The 26,345-nt window shown below is 71.8% G+C and carries 24 protein-coding genes; 18 read left to right on the top strand and 6 right to left on the bottom strand.

Translation table 11 applies throughout. From position 1 onward, the window contains the following. Positions 1-4: 4 nt before the first annotated feature. Complete coding sequence (locus tag A4E84_RS25710; protein WP_062928810.1) at positions 5-1,216, bottom strand: pyridoxal phosphate-dependent aminotransferase; 1,212 nt, start codon at positions 1,214-1,216, stop codon at positions 5-7. A gap of 126 nt (positions 1,217-1,342) precedes the next feature. Between A4E84_RS25710 and A4E84_RS25715 the strand changes: the two genes are divergently transcribed. Both A4E84_RS25715 and A4E84_RS25720 read left to right on the top strand, forming a co-directional pair. Beyond that, positions 1,343-2,548, top strand: a complete 1,206-nt coding sequence (locus A4E84_RS25715) for a hypothetical protein (RefSeq protein WP_062928811.1) — start codon at positions 1,343-1,345, stop codon at positions 2,546-2,548. Between the two features lie 162 nt (positions 2,549-2,710). Next, positions 2,711-3,637, top strand: a complete 927-nt coding sequence (locus A4E84_RS25720; protein ID WP_062928812.1) for a S1 family peptidase — start codon at positions 2,711-2,713, stop codon at positions 3,635-3,637. 21 nt (positions 3,638-3,658) lie between these two features. Here A4E84_RS25720 and A4E84_RS25725 read toward each other — a convergent pair whose 3' ends face one another. Both A4E84_RS25725 and A4E84_RS25730 read right to left on the bottom strand, forming a co-directional pair. Next, positions 3,659-5,272, bottom strand: a complete 1,614-nt coding sequence (locus tag A4E84_RS25725) for an N-acyl-D-amino-acid deacylase family protein (RefSeq protein ID WP_062928813.1) — start codon at positions 5,270-5,272, stop codon at positions 3,659-3,661. A 13-nt stretch (positions 5,273-5,285) separates the two neighbouring features. Next, positions 5,286-6,563 carry an amino acid deaminase gene (locus A4E84_RS25730; RefSeq protein ID WP_062928814.1) on the bottom strand — a complete coding sequence of 426 codons (1,278 nt, stop codon included), beginning with the start codon at positions 6,561-6,563 and terminating at the stop codon, positions 5,286-5,288. Between the two features lie 182 nt (positions 6,564-6,745). On the opposite strand from A4E84_RS25730, the gene A4E84_RS25735 reads away from it, so the two are divergent. From A4E84_RS25735 to A4E84_RS25750, 4 genes are all read left to right on the top strand, one after another. After that, a complete protein-coding gene (locus tag A4E84_RS25735; RefSeq protein WP_062928815.1) occupies positions 6,746-7,780 on the top strand; it encodes a sugar kinase in 1,035 nt (344 codons plus the stop codon). Next, on the top strand, positions 7,777-8,538 hold the full coding sequence (locus tag A4E84_RS25740) for an IclR family transcriptional regulator (protein WP_062928816.1): 762 nt from the start codon (positions 7,777-7,779) through the stop codon (positions 8,536-8,538). The genes A4E84_RS25735 and A4E84_RS25740 overlap by 4 nt, the downstream gene beginning before the upstream one ends. Beyond that, positions 8,535-8,945, top strand: a complete 411-nt coding sequence (locus A4E84_RS25745) for a RidA family protein (RefSeq protein WP_062928817.1) — start codon at positions 8,535-8,537, stop codon at positions 8,943-8,945. The genes A4E84_RS25740 and A4E84_RS25745 overlap by 4 nt, the downstream gene beginning before the upstream one ends. 194 nt (positions 8,946-9,139) lie before the next feature. Continuing rightward, positions 9,140-9,673 carry a hypothetical protein gene (locus A4E84_RS25750; protein WP_062928818.1) on the top strand — a complete coding sequence of 178 codons (534 nt, stop codon included), beginning with the start codon at positions 9,140-9,142 and terminating at the stop codon, positions 9,671-9,673. On the opposite strand, the gene A4E84_RS25755 is transcribed toward A4E84_RS25750, so the two are convergent. Continuing rightward, positions 9,670-11,022, bottom strand: a complete 1,353-nt coding sequence (locus tag A4E84_RS25755) for a M14 family metallopeptidase (RefSeq protein ID WP_062928819.1) — start codon at positions 11,020-11,022, stop codon at positions 9,670-9,672. The genes A4E84_RS25750 and A4E84_RS25755 overlap by 4 nt on opposite strands. Before the next feature lie 273 nt (positions 11,023-11,295). Here A4E84_RS25755 and A4E84_RS25760 point away from each other — a divergent pair, with 273 nt between their 5' ends. The 4 genes from A4E84_RS25760 to A4E84_RS25775 all read left to right on the top strand — a co-directional run bounded on the left by A4E84_RS25760 (position 11,296) and on the right by A4E84_RS25775 (position 16,859). Then, the gene (locus A4E84_RS25760; RefSeq protein ID WP_062931615.1) at positions 11,296-13,911 is read left to right on the top strand and encodes an ATP-binding protein; all 2,616 of its coding nucleotides are present in this window, start codon (positions 11,296-11,298) and stop codon (positions 13,909-13,911) included. Positions 13,912-13,946: 35 nt separating this feature from the next. After that, entirely contained in the window at positions 13,947-14,846 is a 900-nt protein-coding gene (locus A4E84_RS25765) for an MEDS domain-containing protein (RefSeq protein ID WP_062928820.1), read from the top strand. A 111-nt stretch (positions 14,847-14,957) separates the two neighbouring features. Continuing rightward, the gene (locus A4E84_RS25770) at positions 14,958-15,440 is read left to right on the top strand and encodes an ATP-binding protein (RefSeq protein ID WP_079129117.1); all 483 of its coding nucleotides are present in this window, start codon (positions 14,958-14,960) and stop codon (positions 15,438-15,440) included. Positions 15,441-15,542: 102 nt separating this feature from the next. Continuing rightward, on the top strand, positions 15,543-16,859 hold the full coding sequence (locus tag A4E84_RS25775) for an Nramp family divalent metal transporter (RefSeq protein WP_062928821.1): 1,317 nt from the start codon (positions 15,543-15,545) through the stop codon (positions 16,857-16,859). Between the two features lie 15 nt (positions 16,860-16,874). On the opposite strand, the gene A4E84_RS25780 is transcribed toward A4E84_RS25775, so the two are convergent. Both A4E84_RS25780 and A4E84_RS25785 read right to left on the bottom strand, forming a co-directional pair. Then, positions 16,875-18,563 (bottom strand): chitinase, encoded by a 1,689-nt coding sequence (locus tag A4E84_RS25780; RefSeq protein ID WP_062928822.1) that lies wholly within the window; start codon positions 18,561-18,563, stop codon positions 16,875-16,877. Positions 18,564-18,594: 31 nt separating this feature from the next. Continuing rightward, positions 18,595-18,984 (bottom strand): hypothetical protein, encoded by a 390-nt coding sequence (locus tag A4E84_RS25785; RefSeq protein WP_062928823.1) that lies wholly within the window; start codon positions 18,982-18,984, stop codon positions 18,595-18,597. 524 nt (positions 18,985-19,508) lie between these two features. On the opposite strand from A4E84_RS25785, the gene A4E84_RS25790 reads away from it, so the two are divergent. The 8 genes from A4E84_RS25790 to A4E84_RS25825 all read left to right on the top strand — a co-directional run bounded on the left by A4E84_RS25790 (position 19,509) and on the right by A4E84_RS25825 (position 26,339). Next, a complete protein-coding gene (locus tag A4E84_RS25790) occupies positions 19,509-20,342 on the top strand; it encodes a hypothetical protein (protein ID WP_079129398.1) in 834 nt (277 codons plus the stop codon). Positions 20,343-20,412: 70 nt separating this feature from the next. Continuing rightward, positions 20,413-21,120: a Flp pilus assembly protein CpaB gene (gene cpaB / locus A4E84_RS25795; RefSeq protein ID WP_062928825.1), complete on the top strand. Its 708-nt coding sequence runs from the start codon at positions 20,413-20,415 to the stop codon at positions 21,118-21,120. A gap of 9 nt (positions 21,121-21,129) precedes the next feature. Then, positions 21,130-22,362, top strand: a complete 1,233-nt coding sequence (locus tag A4E84_RS25800; protein WP_062928826.1) for a CpaE/TadZ family protein — start codon at positions 21,130-21,132, stop codon at positions 22,360-22,362. After that, on the top strand, positions 22,359-22,760 hold the full coding sequence (locus A4E84_RS25805) for a pilus assembly protein (RefSeq protein ID WP_174569460.1): 402 nt from the start codon (positions 22,359-22,361) through the stop codon (positions 22,758-22,760). The genes A4E84_RS25800 and A4E84_RS25805 overlap by 4 nt, the downstream gene beginning before the upstream one ends. 1 nt (position 22,761) lies before the next feature. Next, positions 22,762-23,118, top strand: a complete 357-nt coding sequence (locus tag A4E84_RS25810; RefSeq protein ID WP_062928828.1) for a TadE/TadG family type IV pilus assembly protein — start codon at positions 22,762-22,764, stop codon at positions 23,116-23,118. Positions 23,119-23,143: 25 nt separating this feature from the next. Beyond that, complete coding sequence (locus A4E84_RS25815) at positions 23,144-24,481, top strand: CpaF family protein (RefSeq protein WP_062928829.1); 1,338 nt, start codon at positions 23,144-23,146, stop codon at positions 24,479-24,481. Between the two features lie 9 nt (positions 24,482-24,490). Beyond that, a complete protein-coding gene (locus A4E84_RS25820) occupies positions 24,491-25,435 on the top strand; it encodes a type II secretion system F family protein (protein ID WP_062928830.1) in 945 nt (314 codons plus the stop codon). A gap of 16 nt (positions 25,436-25,451) precedes the next feature. Next, positions 25,452-26,339 (top strand): DUF5936 domain-containing protein, encoded by an 888-nt coding sequence (locus tag A4E84_RS25825; protein WP_033311231.1) that lies wholly within the window; start codon positions 25,452-25,454, stop codon positions 26,337-26,339. The last annotated feature ends 6 nt before the right edge of the window (positions 26,340-26,345 follow it).

Genomic DNA, 26,345 nt, shown 5'->3' on the forward strand with positions numbered 1-26,345 from the left:
GGGGTCAGGCCTGGCTGTAGCCGTCCAGGAAGTGGCCGATCCGCCCTATGGCGTCGGTCAGGTCCCCGACCGTCGGCAGGGTCACGACCCGGAAGTGGTCCGGCTCCGGCCAGTTGAAGCCCGTGCCCTGGACGACCATGATCTTCTCGCGCCGGAGCAGGTCCAGGACCATGCGGCGGTCGTCCTTGATCTTGAAGACCTTGGGGTCGAGGCGCGGGAAGAGGTAGAGCGCCCCCTTGGGCTTCACGCAGCTCACCCCGGGGATCTGGGTCAGCAGCTCGTACGCCGTGTCCCGCTGCTCGCGCAGCCGCCCGCCCGGCAGTACCAGGTCGTTGATCGTCTGGCGCCCGCTGAGCGCGGCGACGACCCCGTGCTGCCCGGGCATGTTCGCGCACAGGCGCATGTTCGCCAGGATCGTCAGGCCCTCGATGTAGGAGTCGGCGTGGGCGCGAGGCCCGGAGATCGACATCCAGCCGACCCGGTAGCCGGCCACCCGGTAGGCCTTCGACATGCCGTTGAAGGTGAGGGTGAGCAGGTCCGGGGCGACGGAGGCGGTCGGGGTGTGCGTGGCGCCGTCGTAGAGGATCTTGTCGTAGATCTCGTCGGAGCAGACGAGCAGGTTGTGCCGGCGGGCGATGTCGGTCAGGCCCTTGATCATCGCCTCGTCGTAGACGGCCCCCGTCGGGTTGTTGGGGTTGATGATCACCAGTGCCTTGGTGCGGTCGGTGACCTTGCGCTCGATGTCGGCGAGGTCCGGCATCCAGTCGGCCTGCTCGTCGCAGCGGTAGTGCACGGCGGTGCCGCCGGACAGGGAGACGGCGGCGGTCCACAGCGGGTAGTCGGGCGCGGGTACGAGGACCTCGTCGCCGTCGTCCAGCAGGCCCTGCATCGCCATCACGATCAGCTCGGAGACGCCGTTGCCGATGAAGACGTGCTCGACGTCCGTCTCGATGCCGAGGGTCTGGTTGTGCATGACGACCGCCCGGCGCGCGGCCAGCAGGCCCTTGGCGTCGCCGTAACCGTGCGCCGACGACACGTTCCGGAGGATGTCCTCCAGGATCTCCGGCGGGCACTCGAAGCCGAACGCGGCCGGGTTTCCGGTGTTCAGCTTGAGGATCCGATGCCCGGCAGCCTCCAGTCTCATCGCCTCCTCGAGCACCGGGCCCCGGATCTCGTAACAGACGTTGGCGAGCTTGGTCGACTGGATCACCTGCATGTGTGGGAGCTTACGGCCCGGTAATGGCTCCCGGGTCGTGTTTTCCGCCACGTGAGACGCGGCTATATGGGGCTATGTCGCCGCACGCTGTCCCACCAGCACCTTCGGTCCCTAGAATGCGCCGCCATGTCCAAGCCATTCGATTACGCCGACGGAGCGACGGGCGGCGAGCCGCAGGGACCGCCGAACGTGTACCTGCCGCAGGCGGCGCCCCCTCCGGCGTACGACGCCTTCGCGGACCCGGCGGCGGCACACGGCTGGCAGGACGTCTACGACCGGACGGACCCGGCGATCACGCCGACGGCCCCGCATCCGGCCGACGGCGCGCAGGCCACGGGCGACGCGGGCCGCACCGGCGCCCAGCGGTACGCCGACGGCGGTGCGGGGGGCTCCCACGGGGGGCACCTCTACCCCGGCGGTGGTGCGGAGGGTTCCCACGGCGGCCACGTGTTTCCCGGCGGTGGTGCGGAGGGTTCCCACGGCGGCCACGTGTTTCCCGGCGGTGGTGCGGAGGGTTCCCGTGCCGGGCACGTGTATCCGGGCGGTGGTGCGGAGGGTTCCCGTGCCGGGCACGTGTATCCGGGCGGTGGTGCGGAGGGTTCCCGTGCCGGGCACGTGTATCCGGGCGGTGGTGCGGAGGGCTCTCCCGCCGGTCCCGCGTACCCCGGCGATGCCGCCGGCGGCTCCCGTACCGGCCATGAGTACCCCGGCGATGCCCACGACTCCGGCGGTGGGCCCGACTACCCTGCCCCTGCCCCTGCCCCTGCCCCCGCCCCCTCGCACCCCGGCGGCGCGGACGGCGTCGGTGAGACGCGGGAGCTGCCCGTGGTGCCGGCGCCGGGAGGCCGGGCCGGTGCCGGGCGTCGCACCCGGCGCAAGCCCCCCGCCCGGCGGTCGCGCCGTGTGGCGGTCGCCGCCGGGGCCGTGGGTGCCGTGTCGGTGGCCCTCATCGTCGCCGGGCTCTCCTTCTCCGGTGCGCCTTCCGGCGGGACGCGGGGCGGCGAGGGTGGCTCCACGGACCCGGCGGCCGGGGTGGGGGAGTCGCCGGCGGCGTCACCCACGACCACCGGTCCGGCGGCGAACCCCGACGCCCCGCGCGCCGGCCGCCCGGGGCGGTCTGACGGGCCGTCCGGTGCCGCGTCCGCGAGCCCGTCGCCCGGGGCGAGCCGGACCCCGTCCGCGTCCGACTCGGACGGCGCGCCACCCCCGGCCGCCGCCACGACCACCGCTCCGGTGGAATCCGACCCCAGCCCCACCCCCACGGCTTCGGCCCCCGGCAGGCCCGACGGCAAACCCGGACACGGCCGCGGCGGCACCAAGGGACCCAAGTGACCGTGCTGTAAGGGCGGTTGAGTAGGGTCGGGCAGGACGCCGGGATTCCGGTCGTGGAACAGGTTCTTGTGCCCGCCCCCTCGCGACGATCACAATGCACATGACAACAGTGCAGGCGGCCGGAGGATTTCCGGTCGCCTCCGTCGCAAGAGGGGACCCCCCATGAGAAAACCTCTCGCCGCCGCGTTCTGCGCCCTGGCGATAGCCGGGGCCGGCGCGGCCCCCGCGGCCGCTGCCGATGCCGCCCCCACGGGCGTCGGCAAGACCGCGGACACGGGCTCGGCCACGTCCGCCGTCTCCGGCGTGGTCACGTCCGTGGAGCAGACGCTGTCCGGGCTCCGCGGCCCTCAGGCCAAAGCCGTGAACTTCGCCGGCACCGTCGCGCTCAGCAACTGCTCCGGCTCTGTCGTCCGCATGCCGGACTCGGAGGACAACGACCCGGCGCTCGTGATGACCAACGGCCACTGTCTGGAGTCCGGGTTCCCCGGCCCCGGGCAGGTCCTCGTCGACAAGGCCTCCAGCCGTACCTTCAGTCTGCTCAACGCCTCCGGCTCGCGCGTCGCCACCCTGCGCGCCGCCAAGCTCGCCTACGGCACGATGACCGACACGGACGTCGCGCTGTACCAGCTCACTACCACGTACGCGCAGATCAAGAGCTCGTACAACATCAACGCGCTGACGCTGAGCGACAGTCACCCGGTCGCCGGCACCGCCATCGGTATCCCCTCCGGCTACTGGAAGCGGATCTACAGCTGCTCCATCGACGGGTTCGTGCCCACCCTGAAGGAGGGCGACTGGACCTGGAAGGACTCGGTCCGCTACACCTCCGCCTGCAACACCATCGGCGGCACGTCCGGCTCGCCCGTCGTCGACCAGGCCACCAACAAGGTCGTCGCCATCAACAACACCGGCAACGAGGACGGTGAGCGCTGCACGGTGAACAACCCCTGCGAGGTCGACGCGAACGGCACCGTGACCGTCCGCAAGGGCATCAACTACGCCCAGCAGACCTACGGGATCCCGGCCTGCTTCGGGATCGACAGCAAGCTCGACCTGAGCGCGAGCGGCTGCACCCTGCCCAAGCCGTAAGGCAGGGTGCCGGCCGGGCGGTCACGCGGGAGGAGTCCTGCGGACCGCCCGGCCCGCCAGCACGTCCGTGCGGCGGCCGTCCTCGATCACGAACCGGCCGTCGACCAGCACGTGGGGGACGCCCGTCGGGAGCGTGCGCGGCTGCGCGTAGGTGGAGCCCGCCGCGACCGTCGCCGGGTCGAAGAGCACCAGGTCGGCCCTGTAACCCTCGCGCACCAGGCCCCGGTCGGGCAGCCGGAGCCGTGCCGCCGGGCGGGACGTGAGATGCGCGACGCACTCCTCCAGCGACAGCACCCCCAACTCCCGCACGTAGTGCCCGAGGTAGTGCGGGAAGGTGCCGTAGGCGCGCGGGTGCGGCTTGGCGCCCTGGAGGATGCCGTCCGAGCCGCCGGTGTGCACCCGGTGGCGCATGATCTCCCGGACGTTCTCCTCGTGGCCCACGTGCTGGAGGATCGTCGGGGCCAGCCGGTCGGCCAGCAGCAGTCCGCGCGCGGTCTCCCAGGGGGCCTCGCCCCGCCGGTCCGCCGACTCCCGGACGGTCCGGCCGACGAAACCGGCCAGGGCCGGGTCGTTCACGCCCGAGATCTCGATCGTGTCCCACTCGACGGGCACGCCGTGGCAGCCGTCCGAGCCGGTGACCTCCAGGTCGTGGCGGATGCGTTCCGCGGTGCCGGGGTCCGCCAGCCGCCTGAGGGTCTCCTCCGTGCCGCCCTCGCTCGCCCAGCTCGGCAGCACGGCCGCCAGCGTCGTGCAGCCCGGTGTGTACGGGTACGTGTCGAGACTGATGTCGGACCCGGCCGCGAGCGCCTCGTCCAGCAGGGCCAGCAGCTCGGGCGCCCGGCCCTTGTTCACGCCGAAGTTCATGGTGGCGTGCGCGAGATGGAGGGAGCAGCCCGCCTCCCGGGTCAGCGCCACCATCTCCTCGTACGCCTGGAGGGCCCCGGCACCGTAGGAGCGGTGGTGCGGGCAGTAGTAGCCGCCGTAGGACGCCACCACCCGGCACAGCTCCGTCAGTTCGGCGTCCCGCGCGTACATGCCCGGGGTGTAGGTCAGCCCCGACGACATGCCGACGGCGCCCTGCTCCATGCCCTCGGCCACCAACTGCCGCATCCGGTCGAGCTCCTGGTCGGTGGCCGCGCGGTCCTCCCAGCCGACGGCGAGCGCCCGGACCGTGCCCTGCGGGATCAGGTAGGCCGCGTTCACGGCGATCCCGCGGTCCAGCCGGTCCAGGTACTCGCCGACCGTGCGCCAGTCGAAGTCGATGTCGTCACCCGGGCCGTTCCATCCGGCGATCGCCCGCCGCACCTCGCCGAGCGTGCGGTCGTCGACCGGCGCGTACGACAGGCCGTCCTGGCCGATGACCTCCAGGGTGACGCCCTGCGCGGCCTTGGCGCTGTGGTCGGGGTCGCGCAGCAGCGCCAGATCGCTGTGGGCGTGCATGTCGATGAAACCGGGAGAGAGGACCAGGCCCTCGGCGTCCAGCTCCCGGCGCGCCTTCGGCCGCTGGCAGCCGGCCGCCGCGGCCTCCTTGACGATCGACACGATCCGGCCGCCGTCGACCACGACATCGGCCCGGTACGCGTCCGAGCCGGAGCCGTCGACGACGTCGGCGTCCCGGATGACGAGCTCTTCCATCGCTGACGGCCTCCTAGAAGAACGTGCGGACGTAGTCGACGACCGTGCCGTCCGCTTCGGCGACGGGAATCAGCTGCCACTTGTCGAACGAGGTGCACGGGTGGGACAGCCCGAGCCCGACCCAGTCGCCGACCTCCAGATCCGCGTCCGGCGTGGTGGCGAGCCAGGCGTGCTGGTCCGACAGGGCCGTCACCGACACGCCGGTGGCCGGGCGCTCGGCGCCGTCCCGGCGGATCACCTGGGCGAAGGGCAGGCCGAGGTCGTAGGCCGCGTCCCGCTTGCCCGAGTTGACGAAGGCCTGCTCGGCCGAAGGCCGCGACACCACCTGCGTCCACAGCCGGAACGCCGGCTCCAGGGCGCCCTCCTCGGGGATCCGGTTGAACGGGGTCAGCTTGCGGTAGTGGCCGTCGTCGTGCGAGACGTACGCGCCCGAGCGCAGCAACTTCAGTACGGGAAGGGAGAGTTCGGGGATCTCCGCGAAGACCTCGGCGACCGCGTCGAACCAGGCGCTGCCGCCCGCACTGACCACGATCTCGTCCAGCCCGGTGAACCGCCCGGCCTTGTCGAAGTCGGCGGCGAGGGCGACCAGCCGCCGCAGCCACGCCGTCACCCGCTCGGTGTCGGCCTTCGGCACCTCGCCCTCGTAGCCCGCGACACCGACGAGCCGCAGCGTCCGCGTGGCGGCCACGGCGTCCGCGACCGCCGCGCACTCCGCCTCCGTGCGCACCCCGGTCCGGGCGCCCTCGCCGGCCGCGAGCTCGACGACGACGTCCAGGGGCCGCGTGGCGTCCCGCAGGGCTTCGTCCATCAGCTCGACCCCGCGCACCGAGTCGACGTAGCAGACCAGCTCGAAATCCCGGTCGGCGTCCAGCTCGGCCGCGATCCAGCGCAGGGCCGCCGCGTCGACGAGCTCGTTGGCGAGGAAGACCCGCCGTGTCCCGAAGGCCCGCGCCACCCGCACCTGGTGCGGCACGGCCAGCGTGATGCCCCACGCCCCGTGCTCGATCTGCCGCTGGAACAGCTGCGGGGCCATCGAGGTCTTGCCGTGCGGCGCGAAGGCCAGGCCGTGCCGGGCCGCGTACGTCTCCATCAGCTTCAGGTTGTGCTCCAGGCGCTCCGCGGACAGCGCGAGCACGGGTGTCGCGAAGCCGCCGGTGAAGAGGTTGCGGCGCTGGCCGGCCAGCTCGGCGACGGTCAGCCCGTCGGCGTCCGGCGGGAGGCCCTTGAAGCGGTGATCGACGCGCTCGGCGGCGAGCCGGGCGAGGGAATCGGCGGCGGTATCGGCTGTCATGGGGCCTCCTGATCAGCGATGTTGCATTATGTGCAACCTTCATTGCGTATGGCGCTCAACGCTGTCTAACATCTCGGCCACCGCCGGTCAATGAAACCGCCACCCACCGAAGCCGTCACCCACGGAAGCCGTCACCCACCGAAGCCGCCACCCACCGAAGCCGCCGAGGAGCTACGAGCATCGTGACCCCCACCGGACCCTGCAACGCCCCCGACGTCGTGGACGTCGTCGCGCTCGGCGAGTCCATGGTCACGTTTGCGCCCACCCGGCCGGGCCGCCTCGCCGACGTGCCGTCGTTCGAGCGGGGGATCGGCGGGGCGGAGTCGAACGTGGCGTGTGTGCTGGCGGCGGCCGGGCACTCAGCGCGGTGGATCAGCAGGGTCGGAGCCGACCCGTTCGGTGATCACCTGGTGGAGGCGATCGGCGGGTACGGCGTCGACGTGGCGCACGTCCGGCGCGACCCCGGCCGCCCCACCGGCATCTACTTCCGCACCGCCGGGGACCGGGCCGGCGACGCCCACGAGGTGGCGTACTACCGGGCCGGCTCCGCCGCGTCCGCGATGAGCGTGACGGACCCCGACCCGGCGGCCGTGCGCGCCGGACGCGTGCTGCACCTGTCCGGGATCACGGCCGCGCTGTCCGGCAGCTGCCTGGACCTGATGCGCGAGCTGACCGCCCGCCGGCCCGGCCGGTCCCTGGTCTCCTTCGACGTCAACCACCGACCCGGGCTGTGGCGCGACACGGACGCCCCGACGGTGCTGCGCGACCTCGCACGGGGCGCGGACCTCGTGTTCGTCGGGCAGGACGAGGCCTGGGGGCTGCACAGCCCCGAGGCCGTCCGCGCCGCCCTCCCCGAACCCGAGGTGCTGGTCGTCAAGCAGGGCGCCGCCGGAGCCACCGTCTTCGAGCAGCGGGACGTCACCTTCGTCCCCGCGCCCCGGGTCGACGTCGTGGCCGCCGTCGGCGCCGGAGACGCCTTCGCCGCCGGGTTCCTCTCCGCCACCCTGCGCGCACTACCCGTACGGGACAGGCTGCGGCACGGGCACCTCATGGCCGCCGCCGCCCTGACCGCGCCCGGTGACCTCGCCGCACCGCCCGCCCGGGAGCACGCCGACCGGCTCGCCGCCCTGGACGACGCGGCATGGGGGAGACTGCGACTCGGCCCGGGCTGGACCGAGGAGACACAGCGGGCCGACGAGGAGGTACGTACGTCATGAGCCAGACCGTCGACCGCGCGCTCAGCATCCTGCCGCTGCTCGCCGAGGGCCCCGCCGACCTGGGGCAGGTCGCCGACCGCCTCGGCGTCCACAAGTCCACGGCGCTGCGCCTGCTGCGCACCCTGCACGAGCACGGGCTCGTCTACCGCCAGTCCGACCAGCGTTACCGCCTCGGCGCCCGGCTCTTCGCCCTCGCCCAGGAGGCGATGGAGAACCTCGACGTCCGCGAGATCGCACACCCCCACCTGGTCCGCCTCAACGAGGACTGCGGGCACACCGTGCACCTCGCCGTGTACGAGGAGAACGAGGTCCTCTACATCGACAAGGTCGAGAGCCGCTACCCCGTGCGGATGTACTCGCGCATCGGCAAGCCCGTCGCCATCACCGTCGCCGCGGTCGCCAAGCTGCTGCTCGCGGACCTGCCCGAGCACGAGCGGCGGGCGGTCGCGGAGAAGCTCGACTACCCCACCTACACGTCCCGTTCGACACCCGACGCCGGCGCGTTCCTGCGGGAGCTGGAGAAGGTGCGCGAACAGGGCTGGGCCACCGACCTCGGCGGCCACGAGGAGTCCATCAACTGCGTCGCCGCGCCCATCCGCGGCGCCGACGGCCGAGTCGTCGCCGCGATGTCGGTCTCCGCGCCGAACGTCGTCGTCACCGCCGACGAACTCCTCACCCTCCTGCCGCTGGTGCGCCGCACGGCGGACGCCATCAGCGGCGAGTACTCCGGCAGAACACCAGTGAAGGGCACCGAATGACGGACAAGATCGCGCTCACCCCGAAGACCCACACCACCCCGCCGGCGAAGTTCTCGCACGGTGTGAAGAAGGGCAACATCCTCCAGGTCGCCGGCCAGGTCGGCTTCCTGCCCGCCGAGGAGGGCAAGGCGCCCACGCCCGCCGGGCCGGCCCTGCGCGAGCAGACCCTCCAGACGCTGGCCAACGTCAAGGCCATCCTGGAGGAGGGCGGCGCCTCCTGGGACGACGTGATGATGATCCGCGTCTACCTGACGGACGTCGACCACTTCGCCGAGATGAACGAGATCTACAACGCGTACTTCGAGGAGCAGGGCCTGACCCGGCCGCCCGCCGCGCGCACGACGGTCTACGTCGGCCTCCCCGCGGGTCTCCTCGTCGAGATCGACGCGCTGGCCGTCCTCGGCTGATCCGCCCCACCCCGCCTTCTTCGAGGCGCGGCGCCCTCGATGCGCCGCGCCGCGCTCCCCCTCCCTACCCAGAAGCCGTATGCATGGGCGGGGTTCGCGGTGGCGGCGGTATTGAGCCTGTTCGTGTAGGCGTCTGATAACGAAGTCGGGGTCGACTGTGTGCCGCACAGGTTTCTCGACCATACTGCTCCCCTGTGGAGCAGCGCATAGGTTCGAGCAGCCAGCCCCTGGAGGGCGCCGGATTCGACCCGGCCTTCATCCCCGGGCTCACGTCACCCGCGTCCGGACGGACGGAAGAGGGCGGGCCGGAGAAGGAGCCTGAGGTCGCGGACGTCGAAGAGGCCGACGAGGCCGCCGCCGAGTCGGAGGAGACGGCCGAGGCGTCCCCCTCCGAGCCGGAGGAGGACACCGAAGCCGACATCGACGGCCCCGTCTTCGAGGCGTCCGACCGCCGCGCCAGGATGGTCGCCGACCACAGAGGCGTCCGCATGTCCCTGGACGACCAGGAGTGCGAGTTCCGCTGGGACGAGATCGGCGCGGTCGAGACGGAGACCGCCCGCTTCGGCAAGCGGTACACCGTCACCGTCCACACCCCTGACCGGCGCTGGTACCCGATCGAGATCGAGGCACCGGCCAGGAGCCACTTCAAGGAGTGGGACGCCCAGCTGGACGCGGTCCTGGACGCCTACTTCGAGGAAGAGGAGAAGGAAGAGGAAGCCGCGGACTAACCGCAGTACTGCGCTTCCTTTCCGATCGACCGGTACATACAGTCCGCGTTCTCCAGCAACTGCAGCACCGCGTCGCGGTTACGGGAGGTCTCCCGCTCGATCACCTCGTCGGGCGGGTAGAACCCACCCCCACCGGAGCGGGGGTACATCTCGAAGGTGTAGCCGAAGATCTTGTGCACACCCCAGAGGTAGTCGTCGATCGACCCGTCCGTGATGTACAGGTCGCTGGACTGCTTCGCCGTGTAGCCGTTGCTGGCGGCCATCTTCTGCCCGACCGTCTTGAACGCCGCGTGGTCGTCCGCGGTCATCCCGGTCGTGGTGTCGGAGTTCGTGTAGCCGAACGGCCACAGCACCAGCTCGCTGTACGTGTGGAAGTCGACCCCCGCCTTGATCTGCTGCTTGCCGCCGACGACCCGGCTGCGCACGAAGTCGGCGACGACCTTCACCTCTGTCGCGGACTCGGCCGCGGAACCGCGGTAGGTGTCCGAGGACGTCGACCCCGAGGAGCCGCCGCAGCAGCCCCAGCGGTAGTTCCAGTTGCGGTTCAGGTCGGTACCGACGTAAGACGAACCGGAGTTGGGCTGCCGGTTCTTGCGCCAGGAGCGGTACGAGCCGGTGGCGATGTCGTACTCGCCGCCGTCCGGGTTGATGTCCGGGACGATCCAGATCTCGCGGTTGTTCACCATGCCGGTGACACGCGAGTCGGAGCCGTAGTCGGAGGTCAGCTCGCGCAGCAGGTAGAGCGCCATCTCGACGGTCAGGTGCTCGCGGGCGTGCTGGTGGTGCGTGAACAGCACCTCCGGCTCGGACTCGTCGGTGCTCACGTTGTCGCTGATCTTGATGGCGACGATGTTCCGGCCCTGGTAGGACTTGCCGATCACGCGCTGGCTCGCGATGGACGGGTTGGCCGCGACGATCGAGTTGATCTCGCTCGTCATCTCCGCGTAGTTGTGGTACTTCGAGTCGGCCGACGGGAAGTCGAGGAGCCGGACGTCGTCCTCGCCGGCGGACCGGTCGGGCACCGCGCCGAGCGGGGTGACCTCGTAGCCCAGCGTGCGCAGCTTCTTGATCTGGCGGGCGCGGCCGGAGACCACGACGCCGTGTCCGTGGACCTCGTCCACGGTCACGCCCGCGCGCTGAAGTGCCGTGCGGTCCTTTGCCGTCGAGTGCAGATGGATCTCGTACTGCCGGACGTCGTCGGCCGAGGCGGCCGGCTTGCGGGCGCTGTCGGCGGTGGCGTCGCCCGTCGTCGCGGACAGGGGCGCCGCGAGGGCGAGGGCGAGGAGGCCGGCGAGGGCGGCGGTGCGTCTGCCGGTGCGGGCACCGGAGCCTCGTATGCGAAGTCGCATGAAATCTCCTTGTGGGAGGTGGGGTTGTCCGTGCGACGTACGTGGTGCGGGTGGCGCATATCGTTCTGCCAATGGCATGACCCGGTCAAGACTGAAAGTGGCCGCGCAGTGTACGCGTGCGGCACCACGGTCGAGGTGTCCCGACGGAAGTACACCCGCAGGTGTGGCCCTGGCGTGCATATATGTACGCACCGGGAGAGAGTGAGGGTCCGCGCAAGGGGAGCCGGAGTGCCCGGATCCCCGGACCCCCACCCCCCGAAGGACTGGCTGATCATGGGCGGATCAGCGCCACGACGGGACCACCACCTGCCGGCCGAGACGACCAGCTTCGTCGACCGGCGTGGCGAACTGACCCAGGGCCGCGAACTGCTGGCCCGCGCACGGCTGGTGACGCTGACCGGACCGGGCGGCGTCGGCAAGACCCGGCTCGCCGCGCGCATCGCGGCCCGGGTGCAGCGCGCCTTCCCGGACGGCGTGCGCTTCGTGCACCTGTCCGGACTGCACGACCCGGCTCTCGTCCCGCTCGCCGCCGCCGACGCGCTGGGCCTCCACGACCGCTCCGCCCAGCCGCCCCTGGCCGCCCTCGTCGAGCAGGCACGGGACCGGCGGCTGCTCCTCGTCGTCGACAACTGCGAGCACGTGGCGGGCGCGTGCGCCCGGCTCGCCGCGGCCCTGCTGCACGGCACCGAGGGCGTCCGGATCCTCGCCACCAGCCGGCACCGGCTCGGCCTCACCGAGGAGCACCTCCTGGAGGTACGGCCGCTGCCGGTGCCCGACCCGGACGGCGACCTGTCCGCCGCCCAGGCCTACCCGGCTCTCACCCTCTTCGCCGACCGGGCCGCCGCCGTCGTCCCCGGCTTCCGTCTCACCCCCGCCAACCGCGCCTCCGTCGCCCGGCTGTGCCACCGCCTGGACGGTCTGCCCCTCGCCATCGAACTCGCCGCCGTCCGCATGCGCGTCCTCGACGTCGACCAGCTCCTGGACCGCCTCGACGACCGCTACCGCTTCCTCACCACCGGCAGCCCCGCCGCCCTGCCCCGCCACCAGACCCTGCGGGCGGCGGTCGCCTGGAGCCACGACCTGTGCACTCGCCCCGAGCAGACCGTGTGGGCCCGGCTGTCGGTCCTGGCGGGCAGCTTCGACCTGGAGACGGCGGAGGCGGTCTGCGCGGACGCGACCCCGGAGACCGTCGCCCGGCCTCCGGGAGAGCGGGGTCACCCCGTCGCACTCCCGCACTCGGCGACCTTGCCCGCGTTGCCGGCCCAGTCGTCGGCGGGGTGCGGAGCGGGTGCCAGGCCAGCGGACGGTACCGGAGCAGGTGTTCGTACCGGGGAGTGCTCCGGTGCCGGCGGCTGGTTCGGGGACGGCCCCGGTGCACGCGCCCAGCCCGCCGACCGTCCAGGAACACGCCTCCGGCCCGCGGCGGTCCCCACCGGCACCCTCGCCCTGCTCCCGCCCCCCGGCCTGCGCCGGGACGATGTCCTCGAAGCGGTCGCCGGGCTCGTGGACAAGTCCGTGCTCTGCCGGGAGACCGGACCCGGCGGCGTGCGGTACCGGCTGCTCGACACCCTGCGGCAGTACGGTCTTGAGCAGTTGCGGCGGGACACCGGGCAGGAGGAGGCCGCCCGGCGACGGCAGCGCGACTGGATGGCGCGACGGGCCGAGCAGTACGAGCGCGGCTGGTTCGGCCCCGGACAGCCGGAGACCGCCGCCCTGCTGCGCGCCGACCAGGACAATCTGCGCGCCGCCCTCGACTTCAGCCTCACCGCCCCCGGCGAGGCCCTCGCCGGCCTGCGCCTGGCCGGCACGCTCTGGTTCCACTGGCACGCCTGCGGCGCCTCCCGCGAGGGCCTGTACTGGCTCGACCGGGCCCTGGCCGCCGCCCCCGGGCCGACCCGGGAACGGGCCCGCGGCCTGTGGGTCGCCGGCCTGCTGGCCGCCGCCACCCGGGACTTCCCCCGGGGCCGCGGCCACGCCGCCGACGCCCTCGCTCTCGCCCACGCGCTCGGCGACACCGCCGAGGCCGCGCACGCCGAGTACGTCATCGGCGTCATCCGGCTGTTCGGCGACGACCTGCCCGGAGCACTGCGGCACTTCGAGTCCACCGTCGCCCGCGGCCCCGTGCCCGGCCAGCACCTCAGTCTCGTCGGCCTCGACCAGGTCGAACTCGCCTGCGCGCTCGGCTTCCTGGGCGAGGCCGAGCGGGCCGTCGAGGTCTGCGAGCAGGCCCTGCGGCTGTGCGAGCGGCACGGCGAGCAGTGGGTCCGCTCCTACGTGCTGCGCATGCTCGCCCTCGCCCACACCGTGCGCGGCGACTGGCCCCGGGCGCAGCGGCACGCCCGTGAGGCGCTGCGTCTGAAACTCGCCGTCCACGACGTCATCGGCATCGCCCTCACCCTCGACCTGCTCGCGTCGATCGAGGCCCGGCGCGGCGCTCCCGAGGACGCCGCGCTGCTCCTGGGCGGCGCCGACCGCGTCTGGGCCGACATCGACACCGGCCGCTGGGGCTCCCACACCCTCAACTCCGTACGCCGGGACAGTGAGGAGCGGGCGGTGCGGGCCCTCGGGCCCGAGGCGTTCGAACGGGCCCGCCGGCGAGGCGGGGCGCTCGGTCTGCGGGAGCTGGCCGGACACGCGCTCCAGGAGCCGGGCCGCCCGCCCGGCGCGGAGGCCGCCGACCAGCCGCCCCGCGAGGACACCACGGGCCCGTTGACCCGCCGCGAGACCGAGGTCGCCCGGCTCGTCGCCGAGGGGCTCGCCAACCAGCAGATCGCCGACCGCCTGGTGATCGCCCGCCGCACCGCCGAAGGCCATGTGGAACGCATCCTCGGCAAGCTCGGCTTCAGCAACCGCAGCCAGATCGCGTCCTGGATGACGGCACAGCGCTGACCCCGCCACCGCACCCACCCACCCGAGGGGATCACATGACCACCGGACAACTCGGCCCGTTCGACCACCGCATGGCCGTCTTCGACTCCGACGACGGCTTCGTCGCCGCCGCCCTGCCCTTCCTCGGCGAAGCCCTCGGCACCTCCGGCGAACCGCCGCCGGTGGCCATCGCCGCCCCGCGCAACCTGGACCTCCTGCGGGACGCCCTCGGCTCCGGCGCGAAGGACGTCACCTGCATTCCGCACACCGACTGGTACACCGGCTCCGCCGCCAACGCCGTGGCGCAGGCCGCCGCGTACCTGAACGCGCACGCCGGACCCGGCGGCCGCATCCACCTCGTCATGGAGCCCGTCTGGAGCGGCCGGGCCGGCCGCTCGGCCCGCGAGACCACCGAGTGGATCCGCTACGAGGCCCTCGCCAACCTCCTCTTCGCCCCGCTGTCCACGACCGCCCTGTGCGCCTACGACACCCGCACCGCCGGGCCCGCCGTCATCGCCGCGGCCCGCCGCGCCCACCCCGACACCGAGGTGTACGAGGACCCGCTGCGGCTCGCGGCCGAACTCGACGCCGTGCCCCTGCCCTTGCCCCCGGCCGGAGCACGGACCCTCGCGGAGCCGCACGCCGCGGCCGTGCAGAGCTGGGCGGTGGGCCGGGGACTGCCCGCCGCCGACGCCGAGCTGTTCGCCGCCGCCGTGGCGGAGACCGCGGCGTCCCTCGCGCCCCTCGGCGGTGCCGCCCTGCTGTGGGGCGAGGCCCCCGCCTGCGTCTGCGAACTGCGCTCGGCCCGGCGCCTGGACGACCCGCTCGCCGGCTTCGTCCCGCCGGCCGCCGGCCCCGAACCGGGCCCGGGGCTGTGGTACGCGCGTCAGGTCTGCGCGTACGTCGACATCCGCGACGACGCCGCAGGAGCCACGGTCCGCCTCCAGTACGCATAGCCCACGCAGAGCCCACGCAGAGCCCCAGGGCGCTTCCACCTGCACAAGCAGGTAGGGGATCGGGTAGTCCTCCCCCTGCGCCGGACCACCCCCGGGGATCACCCTGGAGCCATGCTGCAACTCTCCGGGCGGCACCTCCCCGACCCAGACGCCCGCTACGGCCCGTTTCCGCAACCACCCCTGGGAGCGGGCCATCTGCGGGTCGAGTACGCACCCCGGCCCACAGCCGTCCGCGAGGCACGCGCGGAGGTCCGCAGGCAGTTGGAGGGATGGGGGCTCGCCGAGCGCGGTGAGGTCGCGGACGTGGCCGAACTGCTCGTCGGTGAACTGGTCACCAACGCCCTGGTGCACGCCGGGAGCCGCTTCCGGCTCACGCTCTTCGCCGCGCACGGCGTACTGCGCTGCGAGGTCGCCGACGGCGAGCGCCGCGTGCCGCGGGTACTGGAGGCGGGCGGCGGGGAGAGCGGCCGTGGAATGTTCCTGGTGGACGCACTCGCCCAGCGCTGGGGCTGCCACCGGGACGGGCCGGGCAAGACCGTGTGGTTCGAGCTCGGCACGTGCGGGGCGGACGGCTGTGGTCGGCGGCGGCCGTGACGTCCCGCCGGGCCTGACCGGTCGGGGTGTCCTACGGGCATCGCGTGAAGATCCGGTCAGGCCCTCTTGTCCCGCGGGCGCCTTTGGGCTTTCTTGACCTTCATGGCGGACACCACGGGCAACACCACGGAGAACGAGGCCACACCCCCACCACAGCCCCGGAAGGCGAGCTGGAAGTACATCGGCCCGGGCATCGTCGTCGCGGCGACCGGCGTCGGCGCCGGTGACCTGGTCGCCACGCTGATCGCGGGCAGCAACTTCGGCTACACCCTCTTGTGGGCCGCGGTCATCGGCTGTCTGGTGAAGATCTCCCTGGCCGAGGCGGCGGGCCGCTGGCACCTGTCCACGGGCCGCACCCTGTTCGACGGCTGGGCCAGCCTCGGCCGCTGGACGACGTGGTTCTTCGCGGTCTACGTCGTCGTCTGGGGCTTCGTCTACGGTGCGGCGGCGATGTCGTCGAGCGCGCTGCCGCTGCAGGCGCTGTTCCCCGACGTGATGGACCTCAAGTGGTGGGGCATCGCCTGCGGTCTGGTCGGGCTGGTCTTCGTCTGGTTCAACAAGTACGCGGTGTTCGAGAAGGTCATGACGGTCCTGGTGGGCGTCATGTTCGTGGTGACGGTGTACCTGGCGATCCGGGTCACGCCGAACATCCCCGACGCCTTCGCCGGGCTGCTCCCGGTCCTCCCGGACGAGAAGGACTCGATCCTCAACACGCTGGGCCTGATCGGCGGTGTGGGCGGCACGATCACGCTCGCGGCGTACGGCTACTGGGTCAACGCCAAGGGCTGGACCGACACCGGCTGGATGAAGGTCATGCGGCTGGACAACCGCGTCGCCTACGCCACGACCGGCATCTTCGTCATCGCCATGCTGTTCGTCGGCGCCGAACTGCTCCACTCGGCGAACGTCGCCATCGCGAGCGGCGACAAGGGCTTGGTCCAGCTGGGCGACATCCTGGAGAAGGAGTACGGCTCGGCCACCGCCACGTTCTTCCTGATCGGCTTCTTCGCCACGTCCTTCACCTCGCTGATCGGCGTCTGGCACGGCGTGAGCCTGATGTTCGCCGACTTCGTCGCCCGCCTGACGGGCACGGGCCGGTCCAAGGGCGAGGAGGTCGCCTCGGGGACGCGCGAGCGCTCCTGGCCGTTCCGCGCCTACCTGCTCTGGCTGACCTTCCCGCCGATGATCCTGCTCTTCGAGGGCCAGCCCTTCCGCCTGATCATCATCTACGGCGTGCTCGGCGCGGCCTTCCTGCCCTTCCTCGCCGGCACGCTGATCTGGCTCCTGAACTCCCCCCGTACGCCCCGCGAGTGGCGCAGCGGCCCGGTGAGCAACGTGATGCTCGCCGTCGCGGGGCTGCTGTTCCTGATCCTGTGCGTGAAGCAGATCTGGGACCAGCCGTGGGGGGAGTTCTTCTAGGGCGACGGGACGCCGCTACGGCAGCGCGTCCACGTGCGGTCCCACGGCGTTGGACCACGCGTTGCCGGAGGTGGCGTCCCAGTTGGTCGACCAGGTCATCGCGCCCCGCAGGGCCGGGTACGTCCGCGGCGGCTTGAAGCTGCCGCAGTTGGTGGCTCTGGTCAGGCAGTCCAGGGCGTTGTTGACCACGGTCGGCGACACGTAGCCGCCCCCTGCCGCGCGGGTGGAGGCGGGCAGGCCGAGCCCGACCTGGGAGGGGGCGAGGCCGTTCTCCAGCTGGATGCAGGCCAGGGCCGTCAGGAAGTCGACCGTGCCCTGGCTGTAGACCTTGCCGTCGCAGCCGAGCATGGAACCGCTGTTGTAGTACTGCATGTTGACGACGGTGAGGATGTCCTTGATGTTCAGCGCGGTCCGGAAGTAGGAGTTCGACGTCGACTGCATGTCGATGGTCTGCGGCGCCATCGTGATGATCAGCGACGGGCCCGCCTTCGCGGACAGGGCGCGCAGCGCCTGCGTCATGTAGGTCGCGTCGAGGCCGTTCTCCAGGTCGATGTCGACGCCGTCGAAGCCGTACTCCCGCATCACGGACCAGACGCTGTCGGCGAAGTTCGTCGCCGAGGCGGCGTCGTTCACTCTCTCCGTGCCGCGCTCGCCGCCCACCGAGATGATGACCTTCTTGCCGGCCGCCTGCTTGGCCTTCACGTCGGCCTTGAACTGCTCGACGGTGTAGCCGTTCAGCCCGGCAGAGTCGAGGGTGAACGACACCGCGCCCGGCGTGCCCGTGGCGTCCGCGAAGGCCACCGCGACGATGTCGTAGTGGGCCGGCACGTCCGAGATCTTCTGGACCGCCGCGCCGTTGTCGAAGTTCTGCCAGTAGCCGGTCACCGCGTGCTGGGGCAGGGCGGGGCCGGGGCCGGACGTGTTGTTCGTGGTCCCCGTGACCGCCGCCGACTTCGGCGACTCACCGGCCGCGTTCGTCGCCGTGACCTGGAAGGAGTACGACGTGGAGGCGGCGAGGCCGGTCACCGTCGCCGACGTGCCGGAGACCGCCGTGACCTTCGTGCCGTCGCGGTGGACGGTGTAGCCCGTGGCGCCGGAGACGGTGTTCCAGGCGAGCGACACCGACGAGGACGTCGTTCCGGAGACGCGCAGTCCGCTCGGCGCGGCCGGGACCGTGGGGCCCGGGTCGGTGCCGCCGCCCCCGTCGGGGCCGAACACGGACACGTCGTCGGCGTAGTAGGCGGCCTGCCCGTACCAGCCGTGCGTGTACACCGTCACCGAGGTCGTCGACGCGCCCGTGGTGAAGGTCGTCGACAGCTGCTTCCAGGAGGCGGAGTCGGGCGTCCAGGTGGACACGTCCGTCGTACCCGTGCCCGTCACGCCCAGGTAGGCGTAACCGCCCCGCACCCAGGCGCCCAGGCTGTAGGTCGAGTTGGGCTTCACCCGCACGGTCTGGGTGCACCGGGCGTTGTCCTGACCGGCGGGGGTCGCCCGCAGCGCGGCCGTGCCGGTGCGCACCGGGGAGGAAACCGTCGTACCGCTGCCCGCCGCGCAGGTCCAGTCGCTCAGGCCCGCCTCGAAGCCGGCGTTCCTGACGTTGTTGACGTCGGCGGCGTTCGCCTGGCCGACGGTCGTGACAGTGAGGGCCAGGGCAGCCGTGACGGCACCCGACCACAGCCGCAGGGATCGTCTGTGTCTGGACATGACAAGAAAATGGTCCAGACCAGAGGCGGTGTCAAGAGGTCCAGACCAACCTGTCGAGCAGCAGCCCCATCGCGCATCCCGCCGGCGGCACGCCCGTGGACATCCAGAACGCCGCACCCGCCAGGTCCAGCACGTCCGGCCGCACGGCCGGCAGCAGCACCTGCGCAGCCGCCGGAGCCGCGCACGCCGCCGTCGGATGCCGCACCGGCGTCTGACGCCACGGCTGTGGATGTACCCGCGCCGCCGCCCAGGTCGCCGGCACGGCACACACCGGGTTCGGCAGGTGCACCAGCGCCGGCGCGGCACCGAAGGAGCCGACCCCGTCCGGGCCGGCCGACGGGTCGTGGATCAGCGTCATCCGGACGTACTCGGTGAGGACCGGCACCACGATGCCGACGGCCCAGCAGCGGACGAGAGTCATCGATCACCCCCGGTGATCTCGAAGTACAGCAGGAGCGCGAGACCGGCCGTGGCCCTGGCCGCAGCCCGCGGCCAGGGCCGGCGACTGGAGTACCGGGGACCAGCTGCCCCGGCCCGCCGCCGTCGCCGTGCCCCCGGGATCACGGGGGTCGTAGGTGACGGTGACCGCGCTGCCCTCCGTCGTCGATCAGGGAGGCGACGCTGCGTCAGGCGTGGGCCTCGGGGCCCGAACGAAGGCCCACCGTCAACACTGGGCCCGCTGGGCCTATCGCCCGGGACCTCCCGGGACCGCCCCCGCGACCGGCAAGATGCTCAACCTGCCCCGTTTTGACGCATCTTGTGCAACGGCAGTTGCTCCCCAGCTACACAAACGCTGTTCTCCGGTCACAGAGCCGTGGTTACAGTGCTGAGGTAGTCACGCAGTGAAGTCGACACGGTGCGCCGGAGTGACACGCGGCGTTCCGACGGGCATGGGGAAACGGGGAGCTGCGCGTGCCAACTGCCATTGCCGTGACCAGCGCCGACATGGCGCTGCCACCACAGGACGAACGCACCCTGCCCGCCGTCGTGCTGCGGGACGTCGAACGACGCCCCCTGGAGCAGGTCCTGGCCGAGATGCAGGCCCTGGTCGACCACCACGGCCATGTGATCGTGGTCTGCTCACAGGCCGCGCCCACGGCGGTGCAGCGACGGCTGTACACCCTGCGCTCCCTCATGGAGAGCGACCGGATCGCCCTGTTCCGACCGGATCTGCCGCCCCTCGGACTGGCCGTCCTGGCCCGCCAGTTACGGCAGCTCGCCTCCTGCGACATCAGCCCCGGCGTGCTCGCCTCGGCCGGCCGGCTGCTCGTCCACTACATCCACGCCGGCGCGCTGCTTGGCTCCGTCGCCCGCCTCGACCGCGTCCCCGTCGGCCTGAAGTCGCACGCCAAGTCCTGGATGCCCGGCAGCCAGTTCGGCGTCCTGGCCCACCCCGAACCGCACCTCGTCCGGATCACCCCCGAAGCCGGGATCCCCGGCCCCGAGTTCGGCACCTGGATGCTCCTCGCCAAGGGCCAGCTTCCGTCCGACTGGGTCACCACCACCCTCGCCCCCTCCTGGAAGGTGCAGGGGCTGCGCGAGACCCGGCTTCCGGCCGAGTCACCCGGCTGGTGGGGCACCGGCAAACTCGTCGAGTTCTGCAGCTACCTGCCCGACCTGTCCGTCCTCTACCAGCTGGTCACCTCCGTCCGGCGCAGCCAGTGCCACTGGTGCGGCATCGACGTCATCGGCGACCGGTGCGTGTTCTGCTCGGCCACGCCCCCCGTCCACGACAGCCCGCCCCGCAGGCAGCTGGAGAACCGGACGGCCGTCGGGTGAGGCCTGACACCGCTCGTCAGCACTGTTCCGATCCCGCCCGACCGATATCCCCAACGAGGTTGTCCGGTTCATGAACTCCCGTCAGCGCCGCGGCGTGATTCTCCTGCTCCTGTCGGTCGTCTGCGCCCTCGGCGCCTTCGCCGGCGTGCTCTCCGTCATCAGCGACGTGAAGTCGAAGGTCGGCCCCGAGGTCACCGCCTACCGGCTGAAATCCGACGTGCCGCCCTACACCGCCCTCAGCACGGGCCAGTTCGAGAAGATCAAGATGCCCGAACGGTGGCTGTCCGACAACGCGGTCACCGACCTGCGGGAGATCCAGGGCAAGATCGCCGTGACCACGCTGGAAGCGGGCTCCCTGCTCCAGTCCGACATGATCGTCCGCCAGCCGGCCCTCCAGCCCGGCCAGCAGGAGGTCGCCATCATGATCGACGCGGCGACCGGCGTGGCCGGCAAGATCACGCCCGGCGCCTCGGTCAACGTCTACGCCACCTTCGAGGGCGCACGCGAGGGCGACCCCGACCAGTCGAAGATCATCGTCACCAACGCCAAGGTCCTCGACGTCGGCGAATTCACCCCGCTCAAGCCCGACGAGGGCAACCGCACCCAGCAGCCCACCGACGCCGTCCCGATCACCTTCGCGCTGTCCGCCCTCGACGCCCAGCGCATCACCTACGCCGAGTCGTTCGCCAAGCGGGTCCGGCTCGCCCTCGTCGCGCCCGGCAGCGACACCACCGTCCCCGAGCGGGACCGGACGTACGAACTCGCGAAGGACAAGTGAGAGGCTGCCATGCCCACGAGGATCCTCCCGGCAGTCGGTGACGCGGACGCGGTCCGGTCCGTCACGACGCTGCTCAGCCAGCTCCCGGACGCCGAGCCCGTCGCCCCGGTGGTCGACTCCACCCAGCTCATCGACACCCTCGCCCGGCTGGCCGCCGAGTCCGTCGACGAGCTGCCGGAAGTCGTGGTCGTGCACGAGCGGATCGGTCCCGTCCCGGCGCTGGAGCTGATCCGCGAAGTGGCCCTGCGCTTCCCGGCCGTCGGCGTCATCCTCGTCACCTCCGACGCGAGCCCCGGCCTCTTCCAGGCCGCCATGGACTACGGCGCCCGCGGCCTGGTCGCCCTGCCGCTCAGCTACGAGGAACTCGCCAGCCGCGTCCAGGCCGTCGCCCAGTGGTCCGTCGGCGTACGACGGCACCTGGGCGCCGGCGGCGACGTGTTCACCGGCGTCGGCGGCACCGTCGTCACGGTCAGCGGCGCCAAGGGCGGCGCCGGAACCACCCTGACCGCCATCCAGCTGGCCCTGGCCGCCCAGGCCTCCGGCCGCAGCACCGCCCTCGTCGACATGGACCTCCAGACCGGCGACATCGCCTCCTACCTGGACGTCCAGTTCCGCCGCTCCGTCGTCGACCTGGCCGCCATCACCGACATCTCCCCGCGCGTCCTGGCCGACGCCGTCTTCCGGCACGAGACCGGCCTCGCCCTGCTGCTCGCCCCCGCCGAAGGGGAACGCGGCGAGGACGTCACCGACCGCGCCGCCCGGCAGATCGTCAGCGCCCTGCGCTCCCGCTACGAGGTCGTCGTCATCGACTGCGGCGCCCAGCTCGGCGGCGCCGGGGCGGCGGCCGTGGAGATGGCCGACCGGGCCCTGCTGATCACCACGCCGGACGTGGTCGCCGTACGGGGCGCCAAACGGGCCGTGCGGATGTGGGACCGGCTGCAGATCCGCAAGGCCGAGGAGACGACCGTCGTCGTCAACCGGCACAGCCGCGCCACGGAGATCCAGCCGCCCCTGATCCAGAAGATCACCGGCACGGCCGTCGCGGCCACCGTCGTCCCCGCCAACTTCAAGGAACTGCAGAGCGTCGTGGACGCGGGCCGCATCCACGAACTGGAGAACAAGAGCTCGGTGAAGCAGGCCCTGTGGGGACTGGCGGGGGAGCTGGGCCTGGTCAAGGCAGCGGACGGCGCCCACAAGGCGGGCCGCGGGCCGGTGAGCTTCCGGCGCAGGAGGGAGTCATGAGCATGCGCTCCGTTCTCGCGCCGCCGGCCTTACGGGACCGGGGCCAGGTCACCATCGAGTTCCTCGGCATGACCCCGACGATCATCGTGACGCTGATCGCGCTGTGGCAGGTCGTCCTCGTCGGCTACACCTTCACGCTCGCGGGCAACGCCGCGGACGAGGCCGTACGGCAGGCCACGGCGGCGGAGCCCGGAGCGCGGCAGGGCGCGTGCGAGGCGGCCGGGCTCAAGCACCTGTCGGAGGCGTGGCGGTCCGGCGCCAGTGTGACCTGCGGGGGCTCGGGCTCCGGCTTCATCACGGCCGACGTCCGCATGGAAGTCCCGATCCTCTTCCCGGGCACGTTGTCCTTCCCGTTCCCGGTCCGGGGCCACGCCGGCGCCGTCGAGGAGGCGGACTGAGATGATCCGTACCCGCAGGGGCCGCGACCGCGGCCAGGTCGCCATCGAGTACATCGGCTTCCTGCCGATCCTGCTGATCGTCGCCCTGGGGGCGGTGCAGCTCGGCCTGATCGCCTATACGGCGCAGCAGGCGGGGACGGCGGCCAGGACCGGGGCGCGCAGTGCATCACTGGACGGGCCGTATCTGGCGGACTGCCAGGCGGCGGTGAGCAGCTGGCTTGCTGATGAAACCGATTGCCTGCCGTCTCTTGGCGAAGACGAAGTGACGGTCACGGCCACCGTGCAGATCCCGTCCCTCGTGCCGGGCTGGGACTTCGACCCGGCCGTCAAGACCGCGACGATGCCGCTCGACCACTGAGCACCGAGCTAGGAGCACCGCACTCATGAGCCTGCGAGCACGCATCAACACCCCCGAGGAGAACGGCAACCGGGGCGAGGACGGCCACATGGTCGCCTCCTACCGGGCCAAGCTCCTGGAGGAGATCGACCTCGCGGAGATGAGTTCGCTGGCCGCCGCCGAGCGCAGGGCACGGCTGGAGCGCGTACTCGGGCACATCATCAGCCGTGAGGGCCCGGTCCTGTCGACGGTGGAGCGCTCGCAGCTGATCCGCAGGGTGGTCGACGAGGCGCTCGGCCTCGGCATCCTGGAGCCGCTCCTGGAGGACGCGTCCATCACCGAGATCATGGTCAACGGCCCGGACGCGATCTTCGTGGAGCGCGGCGGCCGCGTCGAGCAACTGCCGTTGCGCTTCGCCTCCAACGACCAGTTGATGCAGACCATCGAGCGGATCGTCTCGACCGTCAACCGCCGCGTGGACGAGTCGAACCCGATGGTCGACGCCCGCCTGCCCTCCGGCGAGCGCGTCAACGTCATCATCCCGCCGCTGTCCCTGACCGGCGCCACCCTCACCATCCGCCGCTTCCCGCGCTCCTTCACGCTCCAGGAGCTGATCGGCCTCGGCTCGCTCGACGAGCACATGCTGTACCTGCTGGCGGGCCTGGTGCAGGCGAAGTTCAACATCATCGTCTCGGGGGCGACGGGCACCGGAAAGACGACCCTGCTGAACGCCCTGTCGGGCCTCATTCCCCACGGCGAGCGCATCATCACCATCGAGGACTCCGCCGAACTCCAGCTCCAGCAGCCCCACGTGATCCGGCTGGAGTCGCGGCCCCCGAACGTCGAGGGCAAGGGCCAGGTCACGATCCGCGACCTCGTCCGCAACTCCCTGCGCATGCGCCCCGACCGGATCGTCGTCGGTGAGGTCCGCGGCGGCGAGTCCCTCGACATGCTCCAGGCGATGTCGACCGGCCACGACGGCTCACTCGCCACCGTCCACGCCAACAGCGCCGAGGACGCGCTGATGCGGCTGCAGACCCTGGCGTCCATGTCGGACGTGGAGATCCCCTTCGTGGCGCTGCACGACCAGATCAACAGCGCGGTCGACGTCATCGTGCAGCTGACGAGGTTCGCCGACGGCGCCCGCCGCATCACCGAGATCGCCCTGATGGACAGCCACGGCAGCGACCCGTACCGGCTGGTCAGCGTCGCCCGCTTCAACGCGCAGCCGATGGCCTCCGACGGCCGTATCCACGGGGCCTTCGAGTACTACCCCCTCCCGCGCCGCACCGCCGACCGCCTCTACATGGCGAGCCAGCCCCTCCCGCAGGCGTTCGGCATCGCCCGGTCCGCGGACCAGCTAGCCACCCGAGAAGCCAGGTAGGACCGACCGATGGAACTGCAACAGCTCATCACGCTCACCACCGGCATCACCCTGCTGACCTGCGTCCTCGCGGTCGTCGGCCTGCACTCCTACGCCATGGGCAAGGCACAGCGGCAGGCACTGGTCGACCGTCTGTCCGCCACCGGCCAGATCCCGGCGGGGGGCCGGCGCCGCAACTTCCGCGGAATCGACCGCCGTCTGCGGCGCACCAAGCCCGGCAAGAAGCTGGAACTGCGCCTGGCGGCGACCGGCCTGGACATCACGCCGGGCGAGTTCTTCGTCTACATGCTCGCCACGGTCGCGGGCCTGTGGCTGATCGGCCAGGCGGCCCTGGCTCCGTTCTTCGGGCCGCTGGCGGGCCTGCTGGGCGTGTGGGCGGCGCTCCAGTTCCTCAACTGGCAGCGGCAGAAGCGCATCGAGAAGTTCATCAACCAGCTGCCCGAGATGGCCCGCATCCTCGCCAACGCCACCCAGGCCGGTCTCGCCCTGCGCACGGCCATCGGCATGGCCGCGGAGGAGATGGAGGCTCCGGCGGGTGAGGAACTGGGCAAGGTGTCCAACCAGTTGGCGGTCGGCGCTTCGATGGACGACGCGCTGGGCGAACTGGCCGACCGCCTCCCCTCCCGCGAACTGGTCGTCCTCGTCACCACGCTGGTCCTGTCGAACCGGGCCGGCGGTCAGGTGGTGAGCGCCCTGCGCAACCTCACGGAGACCCTGGAGGAACGCAAGGAGACCCGGCGCGAGGTCCGCACCCAGCTCTCCCAGGTCAGCATGACGTCGTACGCCGTCCCGGTGCTGGGAGTCGGTTCCCTCTTCCTCATGAACGGGGTCAAGGCCGGCGCCCTGGACCGCATGACCGGCTCCCCCTTCGGCCAGGGAGCGGTCATCATCGCCTTCTCGCTCTACGCCGTCGGCTTCGTCCTCATCCGCCGCCTGTCCCGCATCGACGTCTGAGAGCCCGGAGGCAACCATGGGACTGCTCCTCGCCCTGCTGATGGGCCTCAGCGTCTGGGGCGTCTTCGCCGGCGTCCGCATGTACCGGGCGGAGGCCAAACTGCCCGGCGACCTCGCCCTGGCCCTGGAGGTCGGCTCCACCCGCACCGGCGCGGTCGACTCGCTCATCGACCGCATGGGCATGCGCTACGCGCCCGCGGTACTGCGGCTGATGGGCCCCAAGCAGGTGGCCAAGTACCGCCGCAAGATCGACCTCGCGGGCAACCCCGGCGGCCTGACCATCGACCGCTACGCGGCGCGGCGGGCGGTCTACGGCTTCCTGGGCGCCGTGGGGTTCCTGGTCTTCCTCATGCGGGGCCAGCTGCTGGTCGCCCTGCTCCTGCTGGCCTTCGGCGCGTTCTGGACGGAGGTCGGCATCTGGTCGGCGATCCGCATCCGCAAGGACGTCATCGAACGGACCCTGCCGGACTTCCTGGACGTCCTGGCGGTCGTGGTGAGCGCCGGCCTCGGATTCCGCCAGGCGCTGGACCGGGTCGCCTCCCGCTACGAGGGCCCCTGGGCCGACGAACTGCGCATCACCCTGCGCCAGATGGACCTCGGCATGAGCCGTCGCCAGGCCTTCGCGGAACTGCGCCGCCGCAACGACTCCGAGCAGGTGGCGATGTTCGTGACGGCGCTGCAACAGGGCGAGGAACTGGGCGCGCCGATCGTCGACACGCTGGTGTCCCTCGCCAAGGACATGCGCCGCACGGACGCGCAGAACGCCCGCCGCAAGGCGGCCCGGGCCGTCCCCAAGGCCACGATGATGATCACGACCTTCATGGTCCCGGCCACGATGCTGCTGCTCGGCGCGGGCCTGATCCTCGGCTCGGGTACGGACTTCGGCTCGGTGACGGGCAAGTAGCGGAGG

This window comes from Streptomyces qaidamensis (genome assembly GCF_001611795.1).
GTDB classification, from domain to species: domain Bacteria; phylum Actinomycetota; class Actinomycetes; order Streptomycetales; family Streptomycetaceae; genus Streptomyces; species Streptomyces qaidamensis.

What these genes read in the sequence shown, in the direction of transcription:
- A4E84_RS25710 (WP_062928810.1), bottom strand. Translation starts at nt 1,216, where the DNA reads ATGCAGGTGATCCAGTCGACCAAGCTCGCCAACGTCTGTTACGAGATC.
- A4E84_RS25715 (WP_062928811.1), top strand. Translation starts at nt 1,343, where the DNA reads ATGTCCAAGCCATTCGATTACGCCGACGGAGCGACGGGCGGCGAGCCG.
- A4E84_RS25720 (WP_062928812.1), top strand. Translation starts at nt 2,711, where the DNA reads ATGAGAAAACCTCTCGCCGCCGCGTTCTGCGCCCTGGCGATAGCCGGG.
- A4E84_RS25725 (WP_062928813.1), bottom strand. Translation starts at nt 5,272, where the DNA reads ATGGAAGAGCTCGTCATCCGGGACGCCGACGTCGTCGACGGCTCCGGC.
- A4E84_RS25730 (WP_062928814.1), bottom strand. Translation starts at nt 6,563, where the DNA reads ATGACAGCCGATACCGCCGCCGATTCCCTCGCCCGGCTCGCCGCCGAG.
- A4E84_RS25740 (WP_062928816.1), top strand. Translation starts at nt 7,777, where the DNA reads ATGAGCCAGACCGTCGACCGCGCGCTCAGCATCCTGCCGCTGCTCGCC.
- A4E84_RS25745 (WP_062928817.1), top strand. Translation starts at nt 8,535, where the DNA reads ATGACGGACAAGATCGCGCTCACCCCGAAGACCCACACCACCCCGCCG.
- A4E84_RS25755 (WP_062928819.1), bottom strand. Translation starts at nt 11,022, where the DNA reads ATGCGACTTCGCATACGAGGCTCCGGTGCCCGCACCGGCAGACGCACC.
- A4E84_RS25760 (WP_062931615.1), top strand. Translation starts at nt 11,296, where the DNA reads ATGGGCGGATCAGCGCCACGACGGGACCACCACCTGCCGGCCGAGACG.
- A4E84_RS25765 (WP_062928820.1), top strand. Translation starts at nt 13,947, where the DNA reads ATGACCACCGGACAACTCGGCCCGTTCGACCACCGCATGGCCGTCTTC.
- A4E84_RS25770 (WP_079129117.1), top strand. Translation starts at nt 14,958, where the DNA reads ATGCTGCAACTCTCCGGGCGGCACCTCCCCGACCCAGACGCCCGCTAC.
- A4E84_RS25775 (WP_062928821.1), top strand. Translation starts at nt 15,543, where the DNA reads ATGGCGGACACCACGGGCAACACCACGGAGAACGAGGCCACACCCCCA.
- A4E84_RS25780 (WP_062928822.1), bottom strand. Translation starts at nt 18,563, where the DNA reads ATGTCCAGACACAGACGATCCCTGCGGCTGTGGTCGGGTGCCGTCACG.
- A4E84_RS25785 (WP_062928823.1), bottom strand. Translation starts at nt 18,984, where the DNA reads ATGACTCTCGTCCGCTGCTGGGCCGTCGGCATCGTGGTGCCGGTCCTC.
- A4E84_RS25790 (WP_079129398.1), top strand. Translation starts at nt 19,509, where the DNA reads ATGGCGCTGCCACCACAGGACGAACGCACCCTGCCCGCCGTCGTGCTG.
- cpaB (WP_062928825.1), top strand. Translation starts at nt 20,413, where the DNA reads ATGAACTCCCGTCAGCGCCGCGGCGTGATTCTCCTGCTCCTGTCGGTC.
- A4E84_RS25800 (WP_062928826.1), top strand. Translation starts at nt 21,130, where the DNA reads ATGCCCACGAGGATCCTCCCGGCAGTCGGTGACGCGGACGCGGTCCGG.
- A4E84_RS25805 (WP_174569460.1), top strand. Translation starts at nt 22,359, where the DNA reads ATGAGCATGCGCTCCGTTCTCGCGCCGCCGGCCTTACGGGACCGGGGC.
- A4E84_RS25810 (WP_062928828.1), top strand. Translation starts at nt 22,762, where the DNA reads ATGATCCGTACCCGCAGGGGCCGCGACCGCGGCCAGGTCGCCATCGAG.
- A4E84_RS25815 (WP_062928829.1), top strand. Translation starts at nt 23,144, where the DNA reads ATGAGCCTGCGAGCACGCATCAACACCCCCGAGGAGAACGGCAACCGG.
- A4E84_RS25820 (WP_062928830.1), top strand. Translation starts at nt 24,491, where the DNA reads ATGGAACTGCAACAGCTCATCACGCTCACCACCGGCATCACCCTGCTG.
- A4E84_RS25825 (WP_033311231.1), top strand. Translation starts at nt 25,452, where the DNA reads ATGGGACTGCTCCTCGCCCTGCTGATGGGCCTCAGCGTCTGGGGCGTC.